Source organism: Luteimonas changyuni (assembly GCF_039548395.1).
GTDB lineage: Bacteria > Pseudomonadota > Gammaproteobacteria > Xanthomonadales > Xanthomonadaceae > Luteimonas.
The window spans coordinates 31,206-49,845 of the sequence record NZ_JBCLUZ010000021.1; the positions used below are offsets into that span (position 1 = coordinate 31,206).

General features: G+C 70.1%; 16 protein-coding genes. 15 read left to right on the top strand and 1 reads right to left on the bottom strand.

Annotated elements, in window-relative coordinates:
* Position 1: 1 nt before the first annotated feature.
* From uppS to WCD84_RS09285, 15 genes are all read left to right on the top strand, one after another.
* Positions 2 to 766: a polyprenyl diphosphate synthase gene (gene uppS, locus WCD84_RS09215; RefSeq protein WP_343255267.1), complete on the top strand. Its 765-nt coding sequence runs from the start codon at positions 2 to 4 to the stop codon at positions 764 to 766.
* On the top strand, positions 763 to 1,587 hold the full coding sequence (locus WCD84_RS09220) for a phosphatidate cytidylyltransferase (RefSeq protein ID WP_343255268.1): 825 nt from the start codon (positions 763 to 765) through the stop codon (positions 1,585 to 1,587). Before uppS ends, WCD84_RS09220 begins: the two co-directional genes overlap by 4 nt.
* Positions 1,572 to 2,756, top strand: coding sequence for a 1-deoxy-D-xylulose-5-phosphate reductoisomerase (locus WCD84_RS09225; protein WP_343281187.1), 1,185 nt, complete (start codon positions 1,572 to 1,574; stop codon positions 2,754 to 2,756). The genes WCD84_RS09220 and WCD84_RS09225 overlap by 16 nt, the downstream gene beginning before the upstream one ends.
* Before the next feature lie 10 nt (positions 2,757 to 2,766).
* Positions 2,767 to 4,119, top strand: a complete 1,353-nt coding sequence (rseP, locus tag WCD84_RS09230; protein ID WP_343281165.1) for an RIP metalloprotease RseP — start codon at positions 2,767 to 2,769, stop codon at positions 4,117 to 4,119.
* Between the two features lie 67 nt (positions 4,120 to 4,186).
* Complete coding sequence (gene bamA / locus WCD84_RS09235) at positions 4,187 to 6,637, top strand: outer membrane protein assembly factor BamA (RefSeq protein WP_343255270.1); 2,451 nt, start codon at positions 4,187 to 4,189, stop codon at positions 6,635 to 6,637.
* A gap of 18 nt (positions 6,638 to 6,655) precedes the next feature.
* A complete protein-coding gene (gene lpxD / locus WCD84_RS09240) occupies positions 6,656 to 7,678 on the top strand; it encodes a UDP-3-O-(3-hydroxymyristoyl)glucosamine N-acyltransferase (protein ID WP_343255271.1) in 1,023 nt (340 codons plus the stop codon).
* Positions 7,675 to 8,136: a 3-hydroxyacyl-ACP dehydratase FabZ gene (gene fabZ / locus WCD84_RS09245; RefSeq protein WP_343255272.1), complete on the top strand. Its 462-nt coding sequence runs from the start codon at positions 7,675 to 7,677 to the stop codon at positions 8,134 to 8,136. The genes lpxD and fabZ overlap by 4 nt, the downstream gene beginning before the upstream one ends.
* Position 8,137: 1 nt before the next feature.
* Entirely contained in the window at positions 8,138 to 8,923 is a 786-nt protein-coding gene (lpxA, locus tag WCD84_RS09250; protein ID WP_449280094.1) for an acyl-ACP--UDP-N-acetylglucosamine O-acyltransferase, read from the top strand.
* Entirely contained in the window at positions 8,920 to 10,104 is a 1,185-nt protein-coding gene (gene lpxB / locus WCD84_RS09255; protein ID WP_343255274.1) for a lipid-A-disaccharide synthase, read from the top strand. Before lpxA ends, lpxB begins: the two co-directional genes overlap by 4 nt.
* Positions 10,101 to 10,757 (top strand): ribonuclease HII, encoded by a 657-nt coding sequence (locus tag WCD84_RS09260; protein ID WP_449280091.1) that lies wholly within the window; start codon positions 10,101 to 10,103, stop codon positions 10,755 to 10,757. The genes lpxB and WCD84_RS09260 overlap by 4 nt, the downstream gene beginning before the upstream one ends.
* Before the next feature lie 84 nt (positions 10,758 to 10,841).
* Positions 10,842 to 14,423 (top strand): DNA polymerase III subunit alpha, encoded by a 3,582-nt coding sequence (dnaE, locus tag WCD84_RS09265; RefSeq protein ID WP_343281166.1) that lies wholly within the window; start codon positions 10,842 to 10,844, stop codon positions 14,421 to 14,423.
* Positions 14,424 to 14,577: 154 nt separating this feature from the next.
* Positions 14,578 to 15,537, top strand: coding sequence for an acetyl-CoA carboxylase carboxyltransferase subunit alpha (locus tag WCD84_RS09270; RefSeq protein WP_343281167.1), 960 nt, complete (start codon positions 14,578 to 14,580; stop codon positions 15,535 to 15,537).
* Positions 15,538 to 15,663: 126 nt separating this feature from the next.
* Positions 15,664 to 16,998: a tRNA lysidine(34) synthetase TilS gene (gene tilS, locus WCD84_RS09275; protein WP_343281188.1), complete on the top strand. Its 1,335-nt coding sequence runs from the start codon at positions 15,664 to 15,666 to the stop codon at positions 16,996 to 16,998.
* Between the two features lie 10 nt (positions 16,999 to 17,008).
* Positions 17,009 to 17,275 (top strand): exodeoxyribonuclease VII small subunit, encoded by a 267-nt coding sequence (locus WCD84_RS09280; RefSeq protein ID WP_343281168.1) that lies wholly within the window; start codon positions 17,009 to 17,011, stop codon positions 17,273 to 17,275.
* Entirely contained in the window at positions 17,268 to 18,179 is a 912-nt protein-coding gene (locus WCD84_RS09285) for a polyprenyl synthetase family protein (protein WP_343281169.1), read from the top strand. Before WCD84_RS09280 ends, WCD84_RS09285 begins: the two co-directional genes overlap by 8 nt.
* A 14-nt stretch (positions 18,180 to 18,193) precedes the next feature.
* Here the strand turns inward: WCD84_RS09285 and WCD84_RS09290 are convergent, their stop codons facing one another.
* Positions 18,194 to 18,631 (bottom strand): DUF4870 domain-containing protein, encoded by a 438-nt coding sequence (locus tag WCD84_RS09290; RefSeq protein WP_343281170.1) that lies wholly within the window; start codon positions 18,629 to 18,631, stop codon positions 18,194 to 18,196.
* Positions 18,632 to 18,640 lie beyond the last annotated feature (9 nt).

Sequence of the window (18,640 nt, forward strand, 5' to 3'; positions counted from 1 at the left end):
AATGAACGCCCCGTCCGCCACTCCACGCATCCCGCGCCACGTAGCCATCATCATGGACGGCAACGGCCGCTGGGCCGCGCGCCGTCGAAGGCCGCGCATGATCGGCCACCGCGCCGGCGCGCGCGCGGTCAACCTGTGCATCGATTTCTGCCTTGAGCGCGGCGTCGGGGCCCTGACCCTGTTCGCGTTTTCCAGCGAGAACTGGGGGCGTCCGGCCGACGAGGTCGGCGCGCTGATGAAGCTGTTCCTCAACGCGCTTGACCGCGAGGTGGGCGAACTCCACCGGCGCGGCGTGCGCGTGCGCTTCGTCGGCGACCGCAGCCGCTTCGACGCCGCGATCACCGCGCGCATGGACGCCGCCGAAGGACTCACCGCGGGCAACAGCCGCCTGGCGCTTTCGATCGCGGCCAGCTACGGCGGCCGCCAGGACATCGCCACCGCCGCGCGTGCCCTGGCCGTGGACGTCGCCTCGGGCCGCCTGCGCCCCGAGGACATCGACGAGGCGGCGCTGGGCGCGCGCGTCGCGCTGGCCGACCTGCCGGCGCCCGACCTGTTCATCCGCACCGGCGGCGACCTGCGGATCAGCAACTTCCTGCTCTGGCAGCTCGCCTACACCGAACTCTGGTTCACCGACCTCTTGTGGCCCGACCTCGACGCCGCGACCCTGCAACGGGCGTTCGACGACTTCGCGTGCCGCGAGCGCCGCTTCGGCCTCACCGGTGAACAGGTAGCCACCGGCGCAACCACGGATACCATCACCCCATGACCCGCATCCGAATCATTGCCGCCCTCATCATGGCGCCAGGGACCATTGCCGCCGTGCTGCTGCTGCCCACGCCGTGGATGATGCTGGCCGCGGCCATCGTCTTCCTCGCCGCGCTGTGGGAATGGTTCGCGCTTGCCGAGATCGAGGACTCGCTCGCGCGCAGCGCGCTGCTGGTGCTGAACCTGCTGCTGATGGTGGCCCTGGTCTGGGGCACAGGCGGCACTGCCGCCACCCTGGTGCTGTTCAAGCTCGCGGTGGTGCTGGGCGTGGTCTGGTGGCTGCTGGCCATGCTGTGGCTGGTGCACTACGACTTCGCCTCCGACCACGACACCAACGCGCGCGTGTTCAAGCTCGCCGCGGCAACCTTTGCCGTGGTCCCGGCATGGTGCGCGCTGGCCCTGCTGCACAATGACGGCCCCGCCTGGCTGCTGCTGGTGCTGATGACCGTCTGGGCCACCGACACCGGTGCCTATTTCGCCGGACGTGCGTTCGGCAAGCGCAAGCTGGCGCCGCGGATCAGCCCCAACAAGACCGTGGCCGGCCTGGTGGGCGGTGCCGCGGGCGGCGTGCTGGTGGCGACCCTGGGCGCATGGCTCATCGGCGTCGGCGTTCCCGCGCTGCCCTTGGTGGCGCTCGTGGCCCTGCTCACTGTGCTGTTCTCGGTCGTGGGCGACCTGTTTGAAAGCCTGCTCAAGCGCCACGTCGGCGCCAAGGATTCCGGCAACCTGATCCCCGGCCACGGCGGCATCATGGACCGCCTCGACAGCGTGTTCGCCGCCCTGCCCGTGTTCGCGCTGGGCAAGATCTGGCTGGGCTTCTGATGCGCAGCGTCGCCGTCCTCGGCGCCACCGGCTCGATCGGCACCTCGGCGCTCGACGTCATCGCCCGCCACCCGGAGGCCATGCGCGCCAGCGCGCTGGCCGCCGGCAGCAAGGTCGAGGCCCTGCTCGAGGCCTGCCGTCGGCATCGCCCCGACGACGCCGCGATCGCCGACGAAACCGCGTACCCCCGGCTCCGCGACGGACTGCGCGAGGCCGGCCTGGCCACCCGTGCCCACGCCGGCATGGCCGCAATCACCGGACTTGCCGGCGACGGAGGGAATGACACCGTAGTCGCCGCCATCGTCGGCGCCGCGGGCCTGGATTCCACGCTTGCCGCCGCACGCGCCGGAAAGCGCCTGCTGCTCGCCAACAAGGAGTCGCTGGTGCTGGCCGGCGAGCTGGTCATGGCCACCGCCCGCGAGCACGGTGCCCGGGTCATCCCGATCGACAGCGAGCACAGCGCGATTTTCCAGTGCCTGCCGCCCGATGGCACCTGCACGGACGTGCGCCGGCTGGTGCTGACTGCATCAGGCGGGCCGTTCCGCGGCCGCGACCGCGCGTCGCTCGCGGGGGTGACACCCGCACAGGCCGTGGCCCACCCCAAGTGGTCGATGGGCCCGAAGATCTCGGTCGATTCCGCCACCCTGATGAACAAGGGCCTGGAGGTGATCGAGGCCCACCACCTGTTCGGGCTGCCCGCGGCCCGCATCGACGTGCTGGTGCACCCGCAGAGCCTGGTCCATTCGCTGGTGGAGTTCATCGACGGCTCGACCCTTGCCCAGCTCGGGCTGCCGGACATGCGCACCGCGCTTGCGGTCGGGCTGGCCTGGCCGCGGCGCATCGAATCCGGCGTCGGCGGGCTGGACCTGCTCGCCCACGGCCGCCTGGACTTCGAGCCGCCGGATACCCAGGCCTTCCCCTGCCTGCGCCTGGCCTTCGATGCCCTGGCCGCCGGCGGCACCGCGCCGGCGGTGCTCAACGCCGCCAACGAGGAGGCGGTTTCAGCCTTCCTTCAGGGCCGCACCGGCTTCCTGTCCATTCCGGCGCTGGTCGAAGACGCGCTGGCAGCGCTGCCGGCCAGACCCGCCGCGTCCCTCGACGCGCTGCGCGAGGCCGACGCGCTCGCCCGCGAGTCGACCCGGCGCGCCCTCGCCCGCCACGCCCACTGACGAGCACGCAATGACTACCTTCCTGGGTTCCGTGTGGTGGATGATCGTCAGCCTGGGCGTGCTGGTGACCTTCCACGAGTTCGGCCACTTCTGGGTGGCGCGGCGCAACGGCGTGAAAGTCCTGCGGTTCTCGGTCGGGTTCGGCCGGCCGCTGTGGAAGCGCATGGGCCGCGACGGCACCGAGTACGTGGTCGCCGCCCTGCCCTTGGGCGGCTACGTGCGCATGCTCGACGAGCGCGAAGGCGATGTGGCGGAGTCGGAGCTCGGAGCGGCCTTCAACCGCAAGTCGGTCTGGCAGCGCATCGCCATCGTGGCCGCGGGACCCATCGCCAACCTGCTGCTGTGCCTCGCCCTGCTCTGGGCGATGTTCGTGATCGGCCGGCCCGACTACCAGCCGGTGCTGGGCCAGGTCCAGGGCATCGCCGCGGAGTCGGGCCTCGCGCGCGGCGACACCGTGCTCAGCATCGGCGACCGCCCTACGCCGACCTGGAGCGAGGCGGCCATGGCCCTGACCACCGCCGCCATGGACCGCTCCGATGTCGAGGTGCGCCTGCGCACCGCCCAGGGCAGCGAGGCCGTCCGCACGCTGCGCCTGTCCTTGCTGCCGGCGGACCTCGAGGTCCGGCGCACGATCCCGGCGATCGGCCTGCTGCCGCAGGCCTTCGTGCTGCCGCCGGACGTGGGCCGGGTGCGCGAGGATAGCGCGGCCTGGGGCGTGCTCGCCGAGGGCGACCGCATCACCGCCATCGACGGCGTGGCGGTGCACATCTTCGCCGACATCGGCCCGCTGGTGCAGGAACTCGGCACCCGGGGCGGGACAGGCATGATCGAGGTCGAGCGCGACGGCGAGCGGCTGGCGCTGGAGATCGCGCCGACGCTGGCCGAAGCGGAGGGGCGGGAACCCTTCTGGGCGCTGGGCATCGAGCCCACCCCGCGCTCGGCGGTCCACGACGCCACCCTGCGCCACGGCCCGCTGGCTGCGGTTCCCGCGGCCGCCGCCGAAACCTGGCGACTCACCCGCGACACCCTCGGCATGGTCTGGCGCATGGCCAGCGGCCGGGCCTCGATGGAGAACGTCTCGGGCCCGATCACCATCGCACGCTATGCCAACGCGTCCGCCGGCATGGGCGCCGCCTGGTTCCTGAATTTCCTCGCCCTGCTCTCGCTCAGCCTGGCGATCATCAACCTGCTGCCGATCCCGATCTTGGACGGCGGTCACCTGTTGTATTACCTTATCGAGTTGGTCAAGGGCAGCCCCTTGAGCGAGCGCGCGATGGTCGCCGGGCAATATGCCGGAATGGCCATGCTCGCAGGCCTGATGGGCCTGGCGTTCTACAACGACATCCTGCAACTGGTGCGCTGATGCCCGCATGTACCGCCGCCGCGCCCAGCGCCGCACCCCCACGAAACGCCCGACCCGGACGCCATTGATGACGCGACTCCCGAAACGCCGCCTGCTTGCCATCGCCCTCGCCTCGACGCTCGCCGCGCCGGCCTGGGCCCAGCAGCCGGTCGACCCGCTGGCCGCCTTCGGCATGCCGCCCGAACCCGCCACGGTCCTTGCCCCCGGCGCATTCACCGTCTCCGACATCCGCGTCGACGGCCTGCAGCGCATCGGCGCCGGCACCGTGTTCACCTATCTTCCGATCGAGCGCGGCGACAGCATCGACTCCGGCCGCGTCGGCGCTGCCATCCGCGCGCTGTACGCCACGGGCTTCTTCGAGGACGTCAGCGTGGGCCGCCAGGGCGACATCCTGGTGGTCCAGGTCACCGAACGCCCGGCGATCAACAAGCTCACGCTCACCGGCAACAAGGACATCAAGACCGAGGACCTGACCAAGGGCCTGAGCGACATCGGCCTGGCCGAGGGTGAGACCTTCGACCGCCTGGCGCTCGACCGCGTGACCCAGGAGCTGACCCGCCAGTACAACAATCGCGGCAAGTACAACGTCGCGATCACGCCCACGGTCTCGCCCCTGGACCGCAACCGCGTCGACGTCACGATCAAGGTCGACGAAGGCAAGGCGGCGAGCATCCGCCACATCAACCTCGTGGGCAACGACAGCTTCGACGACGAAACCCTGACCGGCGCCTGGGAATCCGGCGAGACCAACTGGCTGAGCTGGTACCGACGCGACAACCAGTATTCGCGCGAGAAGCTCGAAGGCGACCGCGAGAAGCTGCGCAATTTCTATCTCGACCGCGGCTACATCGATTTCAGCGAGGACAACATCCAGGTCGCCATCAGCCCGGACAAGCGCGACATGTACATCACCGCCGGCCTCACCGAGGGCGAGGTGTACACGGTCGATTCGGTGGAGGTCACCGGCGATACCGTGCTGCCGAAGGAAGACATCGAACGGCTGGTGTTCATCAAGCCCGAGATGACCTTCTCGCGCGCGCTGCTGGAGTTCAGCTCCGACCAGATCGCGGCCACGCTGGGCAACATCGGCTACGCCTTCGCCCAGGTCAACGTGATCCCGGAAGTGGACCGCGAGAACCGCCGCGTCGACATCAACCTGCAGGTCGTGCCCGGGCCGCGCGTCACCGTGCGCCGGATCGTGTTCAAGGGCAACGCCCGCACCGCCGACGAAGTGCTGCGCCGCGAGATGCGGCAGTTCGAGGGCGCGTGGTATTCGCAGGCGGCGATCGACCGCTCCAAGGTCCGCCTGCAGCGCCTGGGCTTCTTCGAAACCGGCAGCGTCAACGTCGAGAGCAAGCCGGTTCCCGGCACCAACGACCTGGTCGACATCGAGTACAGCGTCACCGAGACCACGTCCGGCAGCTTCATGTTCGGCGTCGGCTACTCGCAGCTCAGCGGCATGACCACCTCGGTGCAGCTGTCGCAGAACAACTTCCTCGGCAGCGGCAACCGGGTCTCGGTCGAGGCCCAGCGCAACGTCTACCTGCAGCGCTATTCGTTCTCGTACCTGAACCCGTACTTCAGCGACAACGGCCTGTCGCTGGGCTACAACCTGTGGTGGCGCGAGTTCGACAACTCCGAGTACAACACCGCGCAGTACTCCTCGACCAGCCGCGCGGCGCAGATGGTGCTGGGGATCCCGCTGACCGAGCACGACACCATCACCGCGATGTTCGGCATCGACAGCAACCAGATCTTCGCCTGGCGCGGAAGTTCACCGCAGTCGATCGTGGACTACATCGACGTGATCGGGCAGCGCACCTTCCACGCCTGGCGCGCCGAGCTGGGCTGGGCCCGCGACACCCGCAACGACTTCCTGCAGCCGACGCGCGGCACCCTGCAGCGCGTGTCCATGGAAGTCGCCCTGCCCGGCTCCACCGCCGAGTACTACAAGCTCAACTACGAGTTCTCGAAGTACTGGCAGATTTCCCGCGCGCTGGTGCTCAACACCCGCTTCGAGTTCGGCTATGGCGACAGCTACGGCGATGCGCGTTATGGCATCGTCTACGACCCGGATTCCCCCGAAGACACCGACGACCTGCCGGATGCCCGCAGCGCCATGGCCGACGGCCTGCCGTTCTTCGAGAACTTCTACGCCGGCGGCGCGCGCTCGGTGCGCGGCTTCCGCGACAACACCCTCGGCCCGCGCGAGGCCGCCTGGAACAGCAGCTACCGCCAGGTCATCGGCGGCGCGGTGAAGACCGTGGGCTCGTTTGAAATGTTCTTCCCGACCCTGTTCGATTCACCGGCCGCGCGCGTGTCCGCCTTCGTCGACTTCGGCAACGTGTTCAAGGACGTCGATGCCTTCGACGCCGGCGAGCTCCGCGCTTCGGCGGGTGTCGCACTGATGTGGCGCGCACCGGTGGGGCCGATCTCGATCAGCTACGCGATGCCGCTGCGCGAGCAGGACGGCGACGAACTCGAGCGCCTGCAGTTCACCTTCGGCGGCGCGTTCTAGCCGCTCGGGCGCGCAACGATGGCATCCACCACGCAGACGGCGGCGGCACTGGCCGAACGCTTCGGGCTTGTCCTGCGCGGTGACGGCGGGGTGGCGGTCGACTCGGTCGCGACGCTGTCCGGCGCTGGCCCACGGCAGCTGTCCTTCCTCGCCAACCCGCGCTACCGCGGCCAGCTGGCCGGCTCGGACGCGGGCGTGGTGGTGGTTCGCGAAGGCGACGCCGAAGGACTCGAGCGGACGCTGCTGGTCGCGCGTGATCCCTATGTGGCGTTCGCGAAGATCGCGGCGCTGTTCGATCCGGCACCGGTTGCCAACGCCGGCGTGCATGCCTCGGCGGTGGTGGATGCCTCGGCCGAGGTCGACCCGTCGGCGGAGATCGGCCCGTTCACCTGCATCGGCGCGCGTTCGCGCATCGGCGCCGGCGCGATCATCGGCCCTGGCTGCGTCATCGGCGAGGACTGCGTGGTCGGCGCCGGCAGCCGGCTGGTGGCGCGCGCCACCCTGGTGCGCCGCGTGCGCCTGGGCGAGCGCGTCCTGGTCCACCCCGGCGCGGTCCTGGGCGCCGACGGCTTCGGCCTGGCGATGGATGCCGGGCGCTGGATCAAGGTTCCGCAGCAGGGCGGCGTGCTGGTCGGCGACGATTGCGAGATCGGCGCCAACACCACCATCGACCGCGGCGCCATCGAGGACACCGTGCTCGAAGAGGACGTCCGCCTGGACAACCAGATCCAGATCGGACACAACGTCCGCATCGGCGCGCACACGGCCATGGCCGGGTGTTCCGCCGTGGCCGGCAGCGCCGTCATCGGCCGCTACTGCCTGGTCGGTGGCGGCGCGGGCATCCTCGGCCACCTCGCCATCTGCGACCGGGTCGTGATCACCTCGATGGCCCTGGTCACGCATTCGATCGACGTGCCCGGCGAATACTCGTCGGGGACGCCGATCATGGACAACCGCAGCTGGCGCAAGAGCGCAGCGCGGTTCAAGCAACTCGACGCGCTCGCCCGCCAGGTGCAGGCGCTGGAAAAGGAGAAGACATGACGGCGGGCACCCTGAGCTTTCCCATTGGCGTGGAGGGCATCCGAGAGATGCTGCCGCACCGCTACCCCTTCCTGCTGATCGACCGCGTGGTGGCCTTCGAGGACGGCAAGCGCGTGCTTGCGTACAAGAACGTGACCGCGAACGAAAGCTATTTCCAGGGCCACTTCCCCGACCGCCCGGTGATGCCCGGCGTGCTGGTGATCGAGGCGATGGCGCAGGCCGGCGGACTGCTGACCCAGCTCGCGCGCGGTGGCGCAAGCCACATCGGCCGCCTGTCCTACCTGGTCAAGGTCGACAACGCACGCTTCGCGCGCATGGTCGTGCCCGGCGACCGCCTCGACATCGAGGTCACGATCAAGCGCGAGATCCGCAACATGACCCTGTACTGCGGCATCGCCACCGTCGATGGCGAAAAGGTGGCCAGCGCCGACATCCTCTGTGCCGAGGTCGATGCCTGACATGACCGCGGCGTCGATCCACGCCAGCGCGGTCGTCGACCCGTCCGCCGTGATCGGCGAAGGCGCCACGATCGGAGCGTTCACGATCATCGGCGCCGGCGTCGAGATCGGCGCGAACACGCAGGTCGGCCCGCACTGCAGCGTGCAGGGGCCGGCCCGCATCGGCCGCGACAACCGCATCCATGGCCACGCCGCGATCGGCGGCGAGCCGCAGGACAAGAAGTACCGCGGCGAGCGCGTCGAACTCGAGATCGGCGACCGCAACGTCATCCGCGAGTTCACCACCATCAACCGCGGCACCGGCGATGGCGGCGGGATCACCCGCATCGGCAGCGACAACTGGCTGCTGGCCTATACCCACGTGGCGCACGACTGCATCGTCGGCGACCACTGCATCTTTTCCAACAACGCGACGCTGGCCGGCCACGTCGTGGTCGGTGACCACGTGATCCTGAGCGGCTTCGCGGGCATCCACCAGTTCTGCCGCATCGGCGACCATGCCTTCATCGGCATGGGGGCCTTCGTCAACGGCGACGTGCCGCCGTTCCTGATGATCGCGCAGGATGGCTACGGCCGGCCGCGCGGCATCAATGCCGAGGGCCTGAAGCGCCGTGGCTTCGACCCGGACCGGATCGCGGCCATCCGCCGCGCCTACCGCGCCGTCTACATGTCCGGCGAAACGCTGGACGACGCCCGCGGCAAGCTCGCGGAGCTGGCATCGGGCAGCGAAGACGTACGGCTGATGCTCGACTTCATCGAGGGCGGCGAACGGCCGCTGCTGCGGTGACCGGCGGCGGGCCGCGCTTCGCGCTGGTCGCCGGCGAAGCGTCCGGCGACCTGCTCGGCGCCGGGCTGGTCGAACGCCTGCGCGAGCGCTTTCCGGACGCCGAATTCGCCGGCATCGGCGGCGACGCGATGCGCGCGGCCGGCATGGAGACCTGGCACGACGCCGGCGAGCTGGCGGTGATGGGCCTGGCCGAAGTGCTGGCCCACCTGCCGCGCCTGCTGCGCCTGCGCCGCGGCCTGCGCCGCCGCATCCTGGACTGGAAGCCCGATGCCTTCATCGGCATCGATGCTCCCGACTTCAACCTCGGCCTCGAACGCCAGCTCAAGGCCCGGGGCATATGCACCGTGCACTATGTCAGCCCCTCGGTCTGGGCCTGGCGCCAGGGCCGCGCGGCCAGGATCGGGCGCAGCGCCGACCGCGTGCTCTGCCTGTTCCCGATGGAGCCGCCGATCTACGCCCGGCACGGCGTCGACGCGCGCTTCGTCGGTCATCCGATGGCCGATGCCATGCCGCTCAACCCCGACCGTCGCGCCGCGCGCGCAGCGCTCGGAGTCGACCAGGACGCGCCCGTGCTGGCGGTGCTGCCCGGGTCGCGACTGGGCGAAATCGAGCGCCTGGGCCCGGCTTTCCTGCAGGGCGCGGCACTGGTGGCCGAGCGCATCCCGGGCCTGCAGGTGCTGGTGCCCGCGGCCAACGCGGCGTGCCGCGAAGCGCTTGCGGCGATGCTGCCGGCCGCGGGCACGACTGCGCTGCGCCTGCTCGACGGCTCCGCGCGTGCGGCGATGGTGGCAGCCGACGTGGTGCTCCTGGCCTCGGGCACGGCGACCCTGGAAGCAATGCTCGCCAAGCGTCCCATGGTCGTGGGCTATCGCATCTCGCCCACCACCCACGCCATCGTCAGGGGCCTGGGCATGCTCAAAGTGGACCGCTACGCCCTGCCCAACGTGCTTGCCGGCGAAACCATCGCGCCCGAGCTGATGCAGGACGACTGCACGCCGCTGCAGCTGTCCGAAGCCGTGCTTGCCTGGTTCTCCGATCCCGCTGCGATCGAAGCGCTCGAGCCGCGCTACCGCGAGCTGCACATCCTGCTTCGGCGCGACGCCTCGCGCGAAGCGGCCGCGGCCGTGGTCGAGCTGCTGGACCCGCGGCATCTGGCCGCCGACGCCGGCGCCGCGCCATGAGGCAGCGGCCTGCGCTGGCGGGAGTCCGCGTCCGGCCGGCGCCGGCAGGCACGACCGCTGTGTCCAGCCTGGTGGCCGGCATCGACGAAGCCGGCCGCGGTCCGCTGGCCGGTCCGGTGGTGGTGGCGGCGGTCGTCTTCGACCCGGCGCGCCAGCGCATCAACGGCCTGGACGATTCCAAGGCGCTGAAGTCCGCGCGCCGCGACGAGCTCTACGAACGCATCATCGACCGCGCCCTGGCCTGGCACGTGGTCGCGATCGGCGTCGAGGACATCGACCGCATCAACATCTACCACGCCACCATGCTCGGCATGCGGCTGGCGATGGAAGCGGTCGCGCACGTGGCCGGCATGGCGCGCATCGACGGCAACGCGATTCCGCCCGGCCTGCCCTGCGCGGCCGAAGCCTGGGTGGGCGGTGATGCGCGCGATCGCAGCATCATGGCCGCATCCATCCTCGCAAAGGTCACCCGCGATCGCGCCATGAACGAGCTCCACGGTCGCTATCCCGCCTACGGATTCCACGAGCACAAGGGCTACGGCACGCCCGCCCACCTCACCGCGCTGCGCACGCACGGGCCCTGCCCGCAGCACCGCAGGAGCTTTGCGCCGGTGCACGCAGCCTGTGCACCCGACCTGTTCGGCGCCTGCTGACCCTGCGAAAGCCGCGGGCCTCGCTGTCAAGCCTTGTCCGCACGGAGGCTGGGACCTAACCTGCTTGGCTGCAACTCCGGCCCCGTGATGTCCCGACGCTTCGTCCACCTGACGCTCCACAGCGAATACTCGCTCGCCGACTCGACGATCCGCATCCCGGAACTCGTCAAGCGCTGCGTGGCCCTGGGCCAGCCGTCGGTGGCGGTGACCGACCGCAACAACCTGTTTTCGCTGGTGAAGTTCTTCCGCGCGGCCGAGGGCGCCGGCATCAAGCCGATCGCCGGTGCCGACATCAGCATCGCCGAAGGCAACGAGGCGCCGGCCACGCTCACCCTGCTCTGCCGCGACCACGAGGGCTACCTGTCGCTGTCGCGACTGCTGACGCGCGCATGGATGGAAGGCCAGCGCCATGACGGCGTGGTGGTCCGCCCGGAGTGGCTGCGCGAGGTGCACGGCGGCCTGTTCGCCCTGGCCGGGCGCCAGTCGCCCGCCGGTCGCCTGGTCGCCGCCGGCAGACCGGACCAGGCCGAGGCCTGGGTGAAGGACTGGCGCGGCGTGTTCGACGACGGCCTGCACCTGGCTCTGGCGCGCTGCGGCTTTGCCGACGAGACGGCATACAACGACTTCGCGCTGCAGGCCTCCTCGCTGTGTTCGGTGCCGGTAGTCGCCGGCAACGAGGTGCGCTTCATCGACCGCGAAGGCTTCGACGCCCACGAAGCGCGGGTCTGCATCTCGTCCGGCCGCGTGCTGGACGATCCGCGCCGGCCGCGCGACTACACCGCCGAGCAGTATCTGAAGTCCGGCGAGGAAATGGCAGCGTTGTTTGCCGACGTGCCCGACGCGCTGGACAACACCGTGGCGCTCGCGCAGCGCTGCAACCTCGAGCTGCGCCTGGGGACCTACCACCTGCCGGCGTTCCCGGTGCCCAGCGAGCACACGCTCGATTCCTGGATCCGCAGCGAGGCGCGCGACGGCCTGGAGCGCAGGCTCGAGCAGGCACCGCTGGCCGAAGGCCACGACCGCGCCAGCTACCAGGCGCGGTTGGAGACCGAGCTCGACGTCATCATCCGGATGGGCTTCCCGGGCTACTTCCTGATCGTCTCGGACTTCATCCGCTGGGCCAAGGAACAGGGCATTCCGGTCGGCCCCGGCCGTGGTTCAGGCGCCGGCTCGCTGGTGGCCTGGGCGCTGGAGATCACCGACCTCGACCCCCTGCCCTACGACCTGCTGTTCGAACGCTTCCTCAACCCCGAACGCGTGTCGATGCCCGACTTCGACATCGACTTCTGCATGGACAGGCGCGACGAGGTGATCGACTATGTCGCCGCCAAGTACGGCCGCGACCGCGTCAGCCAGATCATCACCTACGGCACCATGGCCGCGAAGGCCGTGGTGCGCGATGCCGGGCGTGCGCTGGGCTATCCCTTCGGGCTGGTCGACAGCATCGCCAAGCTGGTGCCGATGACCCTGGGCGTGTCGCTGCAGGACGCGCTGGGCCTCACCGAAAAGGGACGCAAGGACGATGCCTGGCGCTCCGACGAGCTGATCGCGCGCTACAGGGACGAGGACGACGTCCGCGACCTGATCGATCTTGCGCTGCAGCTCGAGAACCTGACCCGCAACGCCGGCAAGCACGCCGGCGGCGTGGTGATCGCGCCCTCGCCGCTGTCCGACTTCTGCCCGCTGTTCGCCGAACACGACGGCGACGGCGGCGGCCGCAACCCGGTGACCCAGTTCGACAAGGACGACGTCGAGGCGGTGGGCCTGGTGAAGTTCGACTTCCTCGGCCTGCGCACGCTGACGATCATCGACTGGGCGGTGAAGGCGATCAACAAGCGCCTGGCCGGACAGGCCGCGGCGGACGGAAACACAACGGCGCTGGTCGACATCACCAAGCTGCCACTCGACGACGCAAAGACGTACGAACTCTTCGCCCGCGGCGACACCGTGGCGGTGTTCCAGTTCGAATCACGCGGCATGCGCGAGCTGCTCAAGCGCGCGAAGCCGGACCGCTTCGACGACCTGATCGCCCTGGTGTCGCTGTACCGCCCGGGGCCGATGGACCTGATCCCGGACTTCATCGAGCGCAAGCACGGCCGCGCCGAAGTCCAGTATCCACACGCGCTGCTTGAGCCGGTGCTGGCGCCGACCTACGGCGTGGTGGTGTACCAGGAACAGGTGATGCAGACCGCGCAGATCCTGGGCGGCTACTCGCTGGGCGGCGCCGACCTGCTGCGCCGGGCGATGGGCAAGAAAAAGGTCGAGGAGATGGCGCGCGAACGCGCCAAGTTCGAGGACGGCGCGCGGGAAACCCACGGCATCGAGCCCAGGGTGTCCGGCCCGATCTTCGACCTGCTGGAAAAGTTCGCCGGCTACGGCTTCAACAAGTCGCACGCCGCCGCTTATGCGCTGGTGTCGTACCAGACCGCATGGCTGAAGACCCACTACCCGGCCGAGTTCATGGCCGCGGTGCTGTCGAGCGACATGGACAGCACCGAGAAGGTCGTCGGCTTCCTCGCCGAGGCGCGCGCGCTCGGACTCGAGGTGCTGCTGCCGGACGTGAACCATTCGGGCTACATGTTCGAAGCCATGGACGCGCGCACCCTGCGCTACGGCCTGGGCGCGGTGAAGGGCGTGGGCCAGGGCGCCTGCGAGGCGATCGCCGCGGAGCGCGAGCGCGATGGGCCCTACGCCAACCTGATGGACTTCTGCCGCCGGATCCAATCCGCGCGCCTGAACCGGCGCACGCTCGAGGCGCTGGTCAACGCCGGCGCGCTGGATGCGCTGGGCCTCAACCGCGCTTCACTGATGCTGCAGCTGCCCGAAGTGCTCAAGGCCACCGACCAGCTGGCGCGCGAGCGCGAAGCCGGGCAGACCTCGCTGTTCGGCGGCTTCGCCGAGCCCGCGGCCGCGGCGGCGCAGATCACCCTGCCCGAGGTCGCCGAATGGCCGCTGGCGCAGAAGCTCGCGGGCGAGCGCGACACCCTCGGCCACTACCTGAGCGGCCACCCGCTGGATCCATGGCGCAGCGAACTCAAGACCCTGGTCGGCGCCGACCTCGGCCAGCTCGACCAGCTCTGGGAGTCGGGCAGCAGCGCGCGCAAGGGCGGCAACGGCAATGGTGAAGGCGGTCGCGGCGGCTGGCGGCAGGAGGTCACGGCGATAGTGGCAGGCCAGGTCATGGGCATCCGCAAGCGCGGCGAAAGCCAGGCCTTCGTCCAGCTGGAGGACGGCCGTGGCCGCATCGAGTGCGCCTTCTTCTCCGAAGCCTGGGTGGAGTACGCATCGCTGCTCGGCGGCAACCGCATCGTGATCGTCGAAGGCGGCCTGCGCGAGGACGAGTTCAGCGGTGGCTTCTCGCTGCGCGCGCGCCGGGCCTGGGATTTCCACGAGGTCTGCAGGCAGTGCGCACAGCGCCTGTCATTGCGCCTGGACCTGAAGTCCACCGGCGTCCTCGACCGCATCGACGCGCTGCTGGCCGCCAACCGCCCGGGTACCACGCCGCTGCGCCTGGACCTGCTGCTGGCGACCGGTGCCGCCGGCAGCCTGGACATCGACGGCGCCAACTCGGTGCGCGTCGAGCCGGACCTCCTGGGGCAGCTGCGCGTCGAACCCGGCGTGCGCGCCGTGCACGTCGCCATGGGTACGCGCCCTTGGGCCAGCTGAGCAGTGGAGGCATCAAATTCCCGCTTCCATGCGGGAGCCGCCATGGCGGCGACCTGAGGCAAATCGCCGCCATGACGGCTCCCACAAAAGCATGCTTCCAGGCCCCGCGGGAGCGACTCCGCTAGACTGGCCCCTTTCACGATCGCAGCCGCCGATGAATCCCAACTACCTAGATTTCGAACAGCCCATCGCGGACCTGGAAGCCAGGATCCAGGACCTGCGCCAGGCCAGCTCCGGCCCCGGTGTCAACATCGATGCCGAGCTCCGGACTCTTCAGAACAAGCTGCGCCTGCGCACCGCGCAGATCTTCCGCGACCTCAGCCCCTGGCAGGTCTCGCAGCTTGCGCGCCACCCGGCGCGGCCCTACACCAACGACTACATCCGCTATGTCTGCGACGAATTCCAGGAGCTGGCGGGCGACCGCGCCTACTCCGACGACGCTGCCATCGTCGGCGGCATCGGCCGCATCAACGGCCGCAGCGTGATGATCATCGGCCACCAGAAGGGCCGCGATACCAAGGCCAAGGTCCGCCGCAACTTCGGCATGCCGCGCCCGGAGGGCTACCGCAAGGCGCTGCGCCTGATGAAGATGGCCGAGCGCTTCAGGCTGCCGCTTCTGACCTTCATCGATACCCCCGGCGCCTATCCCGGCATCGGTGCCGAAGAGCGCGGCCAGTCCGAGGCCATCGCCCGCAACCTGATGGAGATGGCCGAGCTGCGCACGCCCATCGTGTGCACGGTGATCGGCGAAGGCGGCTCCGGTGGCGCGCTCGCCATCGGCGTCGGCGACCGCACGGTGATGCTGGAATACAGCACCTATTCGGTGATTTCGCCCGAAGGCTGCGCCTCGATCCTGTGGAAGGACCCGGCCAAGGCGCGCGACGCGGCCGAACAGCTGGGGCTGACCGCCAAGCGCCTGCTCGGCCTTGGCCTGGTCGACAAGCTGGTGCGCGAGCCGATCGGCGGCGCGCATCGCAACCCGAAGCAGATGGCGCTCCGGTTGAAGGCGGTCCTGGCCAACGAAATCGACGCGCTTGAAGGCCTGCCCGTCGATACGCTGCTGCAGAAGCGCTACCAGCGCCTGCGCGGCTATGGCGCCTACGAAGCGGCCTGACGCCGCGGAACGCCGCGGACCAGTCGCACAACGCGCGCGGCAAGCGGCCCGCCGCGCGGTGTCGCACACGCGATGAACCACGATCCGCCCGACTGCCTGCCTTCGGCCGCCGAGCTTCCGGATGCCATGTTCGCGGTTCCCGGGCATGCGGCCGTCAACGGGATCATCGTTGCGCTGAGCGGCGGGCTTGACTCCAGCGTGCTCCTGCACCGGCTCGCGGCGTTGCCGGTGATCCAGGCGCGCGGCTTGCGCGCGGTCCACGTCCACCATGGCCTGCACCCGGAAGCCGATGCGTGGGCCGCTCATTGCAGCGCCACTTGCTCCGCGCTGGGCGTGCGGTTGACGGTGCGCAGGGTCGCGGTGGAGCGCGACAGCGGCCTCGGTCTCGAGGGGGCGGCGCGCGCGTCGCGGCATGCCGCCTTTGCCGACGTCCTGGGAAAGGACGAAGTGCTCGCGCTCGCCCACCACCGGGACGACCAGGCCGAGACCTTCCTGCTGCGCGCCCTCCGCGCTTCAGGGCCGGACGGACTGGCGGCCATGCGGCCCTGGCGCCGCTTTGCAGCGGGCTGGATGTGGCGCCCGCTGCTGGCCCATCCACGCACGCGCCTGGAAGCCTGGGCGCGCATGCAGGGCATGGCCTGGATCGAAGATCCGGCCAATGCAGACCCGGCGCACGCCCGGACCCTGCTCCGCACTACGGTATTGCCGCTGCTGCGCCAACGCTGGCCTGGCGCCGATGCGGCCTTCGCGCGCAGCGCACTGCTATGCGCGGAAGCATCGGACCTGCTCGCCGAGCACGACGCCGCCGCGCTCGGCGACCTCCAGGGCAATGCCGCGCAGAGTGCCGCAGAAGACGCCCTTTCCGACGCCCTTGGCGATTCAACCCTTCCGATCGTCCCGCTCCAGGCGCTGCCAGTTGCGCAGCGTGCGCGCCTGCTCCGCTCCTGGATCACGCGCCTGGACCTGCCTCCGCTGCCGGCATCCGCGGTCGACGCCGTGAGCGGCATGCTCGACGCTCGCGGCGACGGCGCCGCCGAATACCGCTGGTCGGACGCAATCATTCGTGCCTGGCGAGGCCGGCTCCATGCCCTGCCGCTGCACGCTTTCACTCCGCTCGATGGCGACTGGTCGCAGGGCTGGGACGGTCGGGTGCCACTGCCACTGCCGCTGCCTGGCGGCGGCAGTTTCGGGCTTGAAGGCGCCGATGGATTCGACCAGCCGCTGCGTGTCCATGCCCGCCGCGGCGGCGAGCGCATCCGGCTGCCTGGCCGCGGGCACTCGCACGCGCTCAAGCACCTGCTGCAGGACGCCGGCATCCCACCATGGCAGCGTGCCCGCATTCCGCTGCTGTCGGCCCGCGACGGCCACCTGCTGGCAGCGGGCGACCGGATCATCGACGCCGGCCTGCACGCATGGCTGCAGGCACGCGACGCCCGACTGCGCTGGAGGGACTTGGCGTAAACTCGCACCCATGCCAAACACGCCCGACTCCGCCAACGCCACGTCCCCGGTCGCCGACTTCGAAGCATCGCTCGACTCGCTCGAACAGCTGGTTGAAAGGATGGAGCGCGGCGAAATGAGCCTGGAAGACTCGCTTGCCGCCTACGAACGCGGCGTAGGCCTGTACCGCCGCTGCCAGCAGGCGCTGGAAGCGGCCGAGCTGCGCGTGCGCCTGCTCACCGATCCGCAGCAGCCGGACTCCGCCACGCCATTCCCGTCCAGCGGCGACGATGCCTGACACCACAGTCGCGGACACCACGTCGGCACGGCTCGGGAACTGGCGTCAGCGCATCGATGGCGTGCTCGAAGCCGCCCTGGCCGACCATCCGGCGGCCGAACAACGCCTTGGCGATGCCATGCGCCACGCCGTGCTGCTTGGCGGAAAGCGCATGCGCCCGCTGCTGGTCTACGCCGCCGGCACCGCATTCGGCGCTGACGAGTCTGCACTTGATGCGCCCGCGGCGGCCATCGAACTGGTCCACGCCTATTCCCTGGTCCACGACGACCTGCCAGCAATGGATGACGATGCTTTGCGCCGCGGCCAGCCCACCGTCCACGTCGCATACGGCGAAGCCACCGCGATCCTGGCCGGCGACGCGCTGCAGTCGCTGGCGTTCGCCGTGCTCACCGGCGCCCATGCAAATGTCGGCGACGCCGCCCGCGTGGCGATGCTGCGTGAACTCGCGCAGGCCTCCGGTGCAGCCGGGATGTGCGGGGGCCAGGCCCTCGACCTGGCGGCAACCGGCAGCGATTCCGCATCCAGCCTCGAATCCCTCGAACGCCTGCATGCGCTCAAGACCGGCGCCCTGATCCGCGCCGCGCTGCGCATGGGCGCGATCGCGGCCGGTGCAGGCCATCACGAGCGCCAGCGCCTGGACGCCTTTGCCGGCGCACTTGGCCTGGCCTTCCAGATCCGCGACGACCTGCTGGACGTCGAGGGCGAAAGCGCCGTCCTCGGCAAGACCGCCGGCAAGGATGCAGCGCAGGACAAGGCGACCTTTCCCGCCCTGATCGGAATCGCCGCATCCCGCGCGCGACTGGCCGAGCTGGCTGCGTCAATGGACTCGGCGCTTGCGCCTCTCGGGCCCCGCGCCGCGCCGTTGGCGGCACTGGGCGAACTGGCGGTCCACCGCTCGCACTGACCGGTGCGCGCTGATCAGAACAGGCGCAGGGTCAGCGGGTAGCGATAGGCCTGTCCATCCCATGCGCGGACGATCGCGATCACGCTGCAGACCAGCCACATGATCGCGATCGCGCAGTAGACCAGCAGGAGCAGCAGCCCGGCAGGCAAGGTCACGATCAGGCCCAGCCCAAGCGTCAGCACCGTGGCACCGATCAGCACGACACCGATCGCGGTGGCCACGCAGGCGTAGATGAACATGCTCAGGTTGAAGTTCAGCGCTTCACGGGCATGCCCGGCGACGAACGCGGACTGGTCGCGCTTGAGCAGGTAGACCGCGCCGGCACCGAGCATGCCGGCGGCGCCAGCGATCCAACCCGTGCACAGGGCGAGGACCAGCGCGGCCAGGTGCGCCAGTGCCGCCCACTGGCGCTCGGACGGGGTACTGGTGGCGAGAGGAAGGGGATTGCCCATTGATCCGGC

Bases quoted from the DNA above. Each gene is read 5' to 3' on its own strand.
- uppS (WP_343255267.1), top strand. From the start codon at position 2: ATGAACGCCCCGTCCGCCACTCCACGCATCCCGCGCCACGTAGCCATC.
- WCD84_RS09220 (WP_343255268.1), top strand. From the start codon at position 763: ATGACCCGCATCCGAATCATTGCCGCCCTCATCATGGCGCCAGGGACC.
- rseP (WP_343281165.1), top strand. From the start codon at position 2,767: ATGACTACCTTCCTGGGTTCCGTGTGGTGGATGATCGTCAGCCTGGGC.
- bamA (WP_343255270.1), top strand. From the start codon at position 4,187: ATGACGCGACTCCCGAAACGCCGCCTGCTTGCCATCGCCCTCGCCTCG.
- lpxD (WP_343255271.1), top strand. From the start codon at position 6,656: ATGGCATCCACCACGCAGACGGCGGCGGCACTGGCCGAACGCTTCGGG.
- fabZ (WP_343255272.1), top strand. From the start codon at position 7,675: ATGACGGCGGGCACCCTGAGCTTTCCCATTGGCGTGGAGGGCATCCGA.
- lpxA (WP_449280094.1), top strand. From the start codon at position 8,138: ATGACCGCGGCGTCGATCCACGCCAGCGCGGTCGTCGACCCGTCCGCC.
- WCD84_RS09260 (WP_449280091.1), top strand. From the start codon at position 10,101: ATGAGGCAGCGGCCTGCGCTGGCGGGAGTCCGCGTCCGGCCGGCGCCG.
- WCD84_RS09270 (WP_343281167.1), top strand. From the start codon at position 14,578: ATGAATCCCAACTACCTAGATTTCGAACAGCCCATCGCGGACCTGGAA.
- tilS (WP_343281188.1), top strand. From the start codon at position 15,664: ATGTTCGCGGTTCCCGGGCATGCGGCCGTCAACGGGATCATCGTTGCG.
- WCD84_RS09280 (WP_343281168.1), top strand. From the start codon at position 17,009: ATGCCAAACACGCCCGACTCCGCCAACGCCACGTCCCCGGTCGCCGAC.
- WCD84_RS09285 (WP_343281169.1), top strand. From the start codon at position 17,268: ATGCCTGACACCACAGTCGCGGACACCACGTCGGCACGGCTCGGGAAC.
- WCD84_RS09290 (WP_343281170.1), bottom strand. From the start codon at position 18,631: ATGGGCAATCCCCTTCCTCTCGCCACCAGTACCCCGTCCGAGCGCCAG.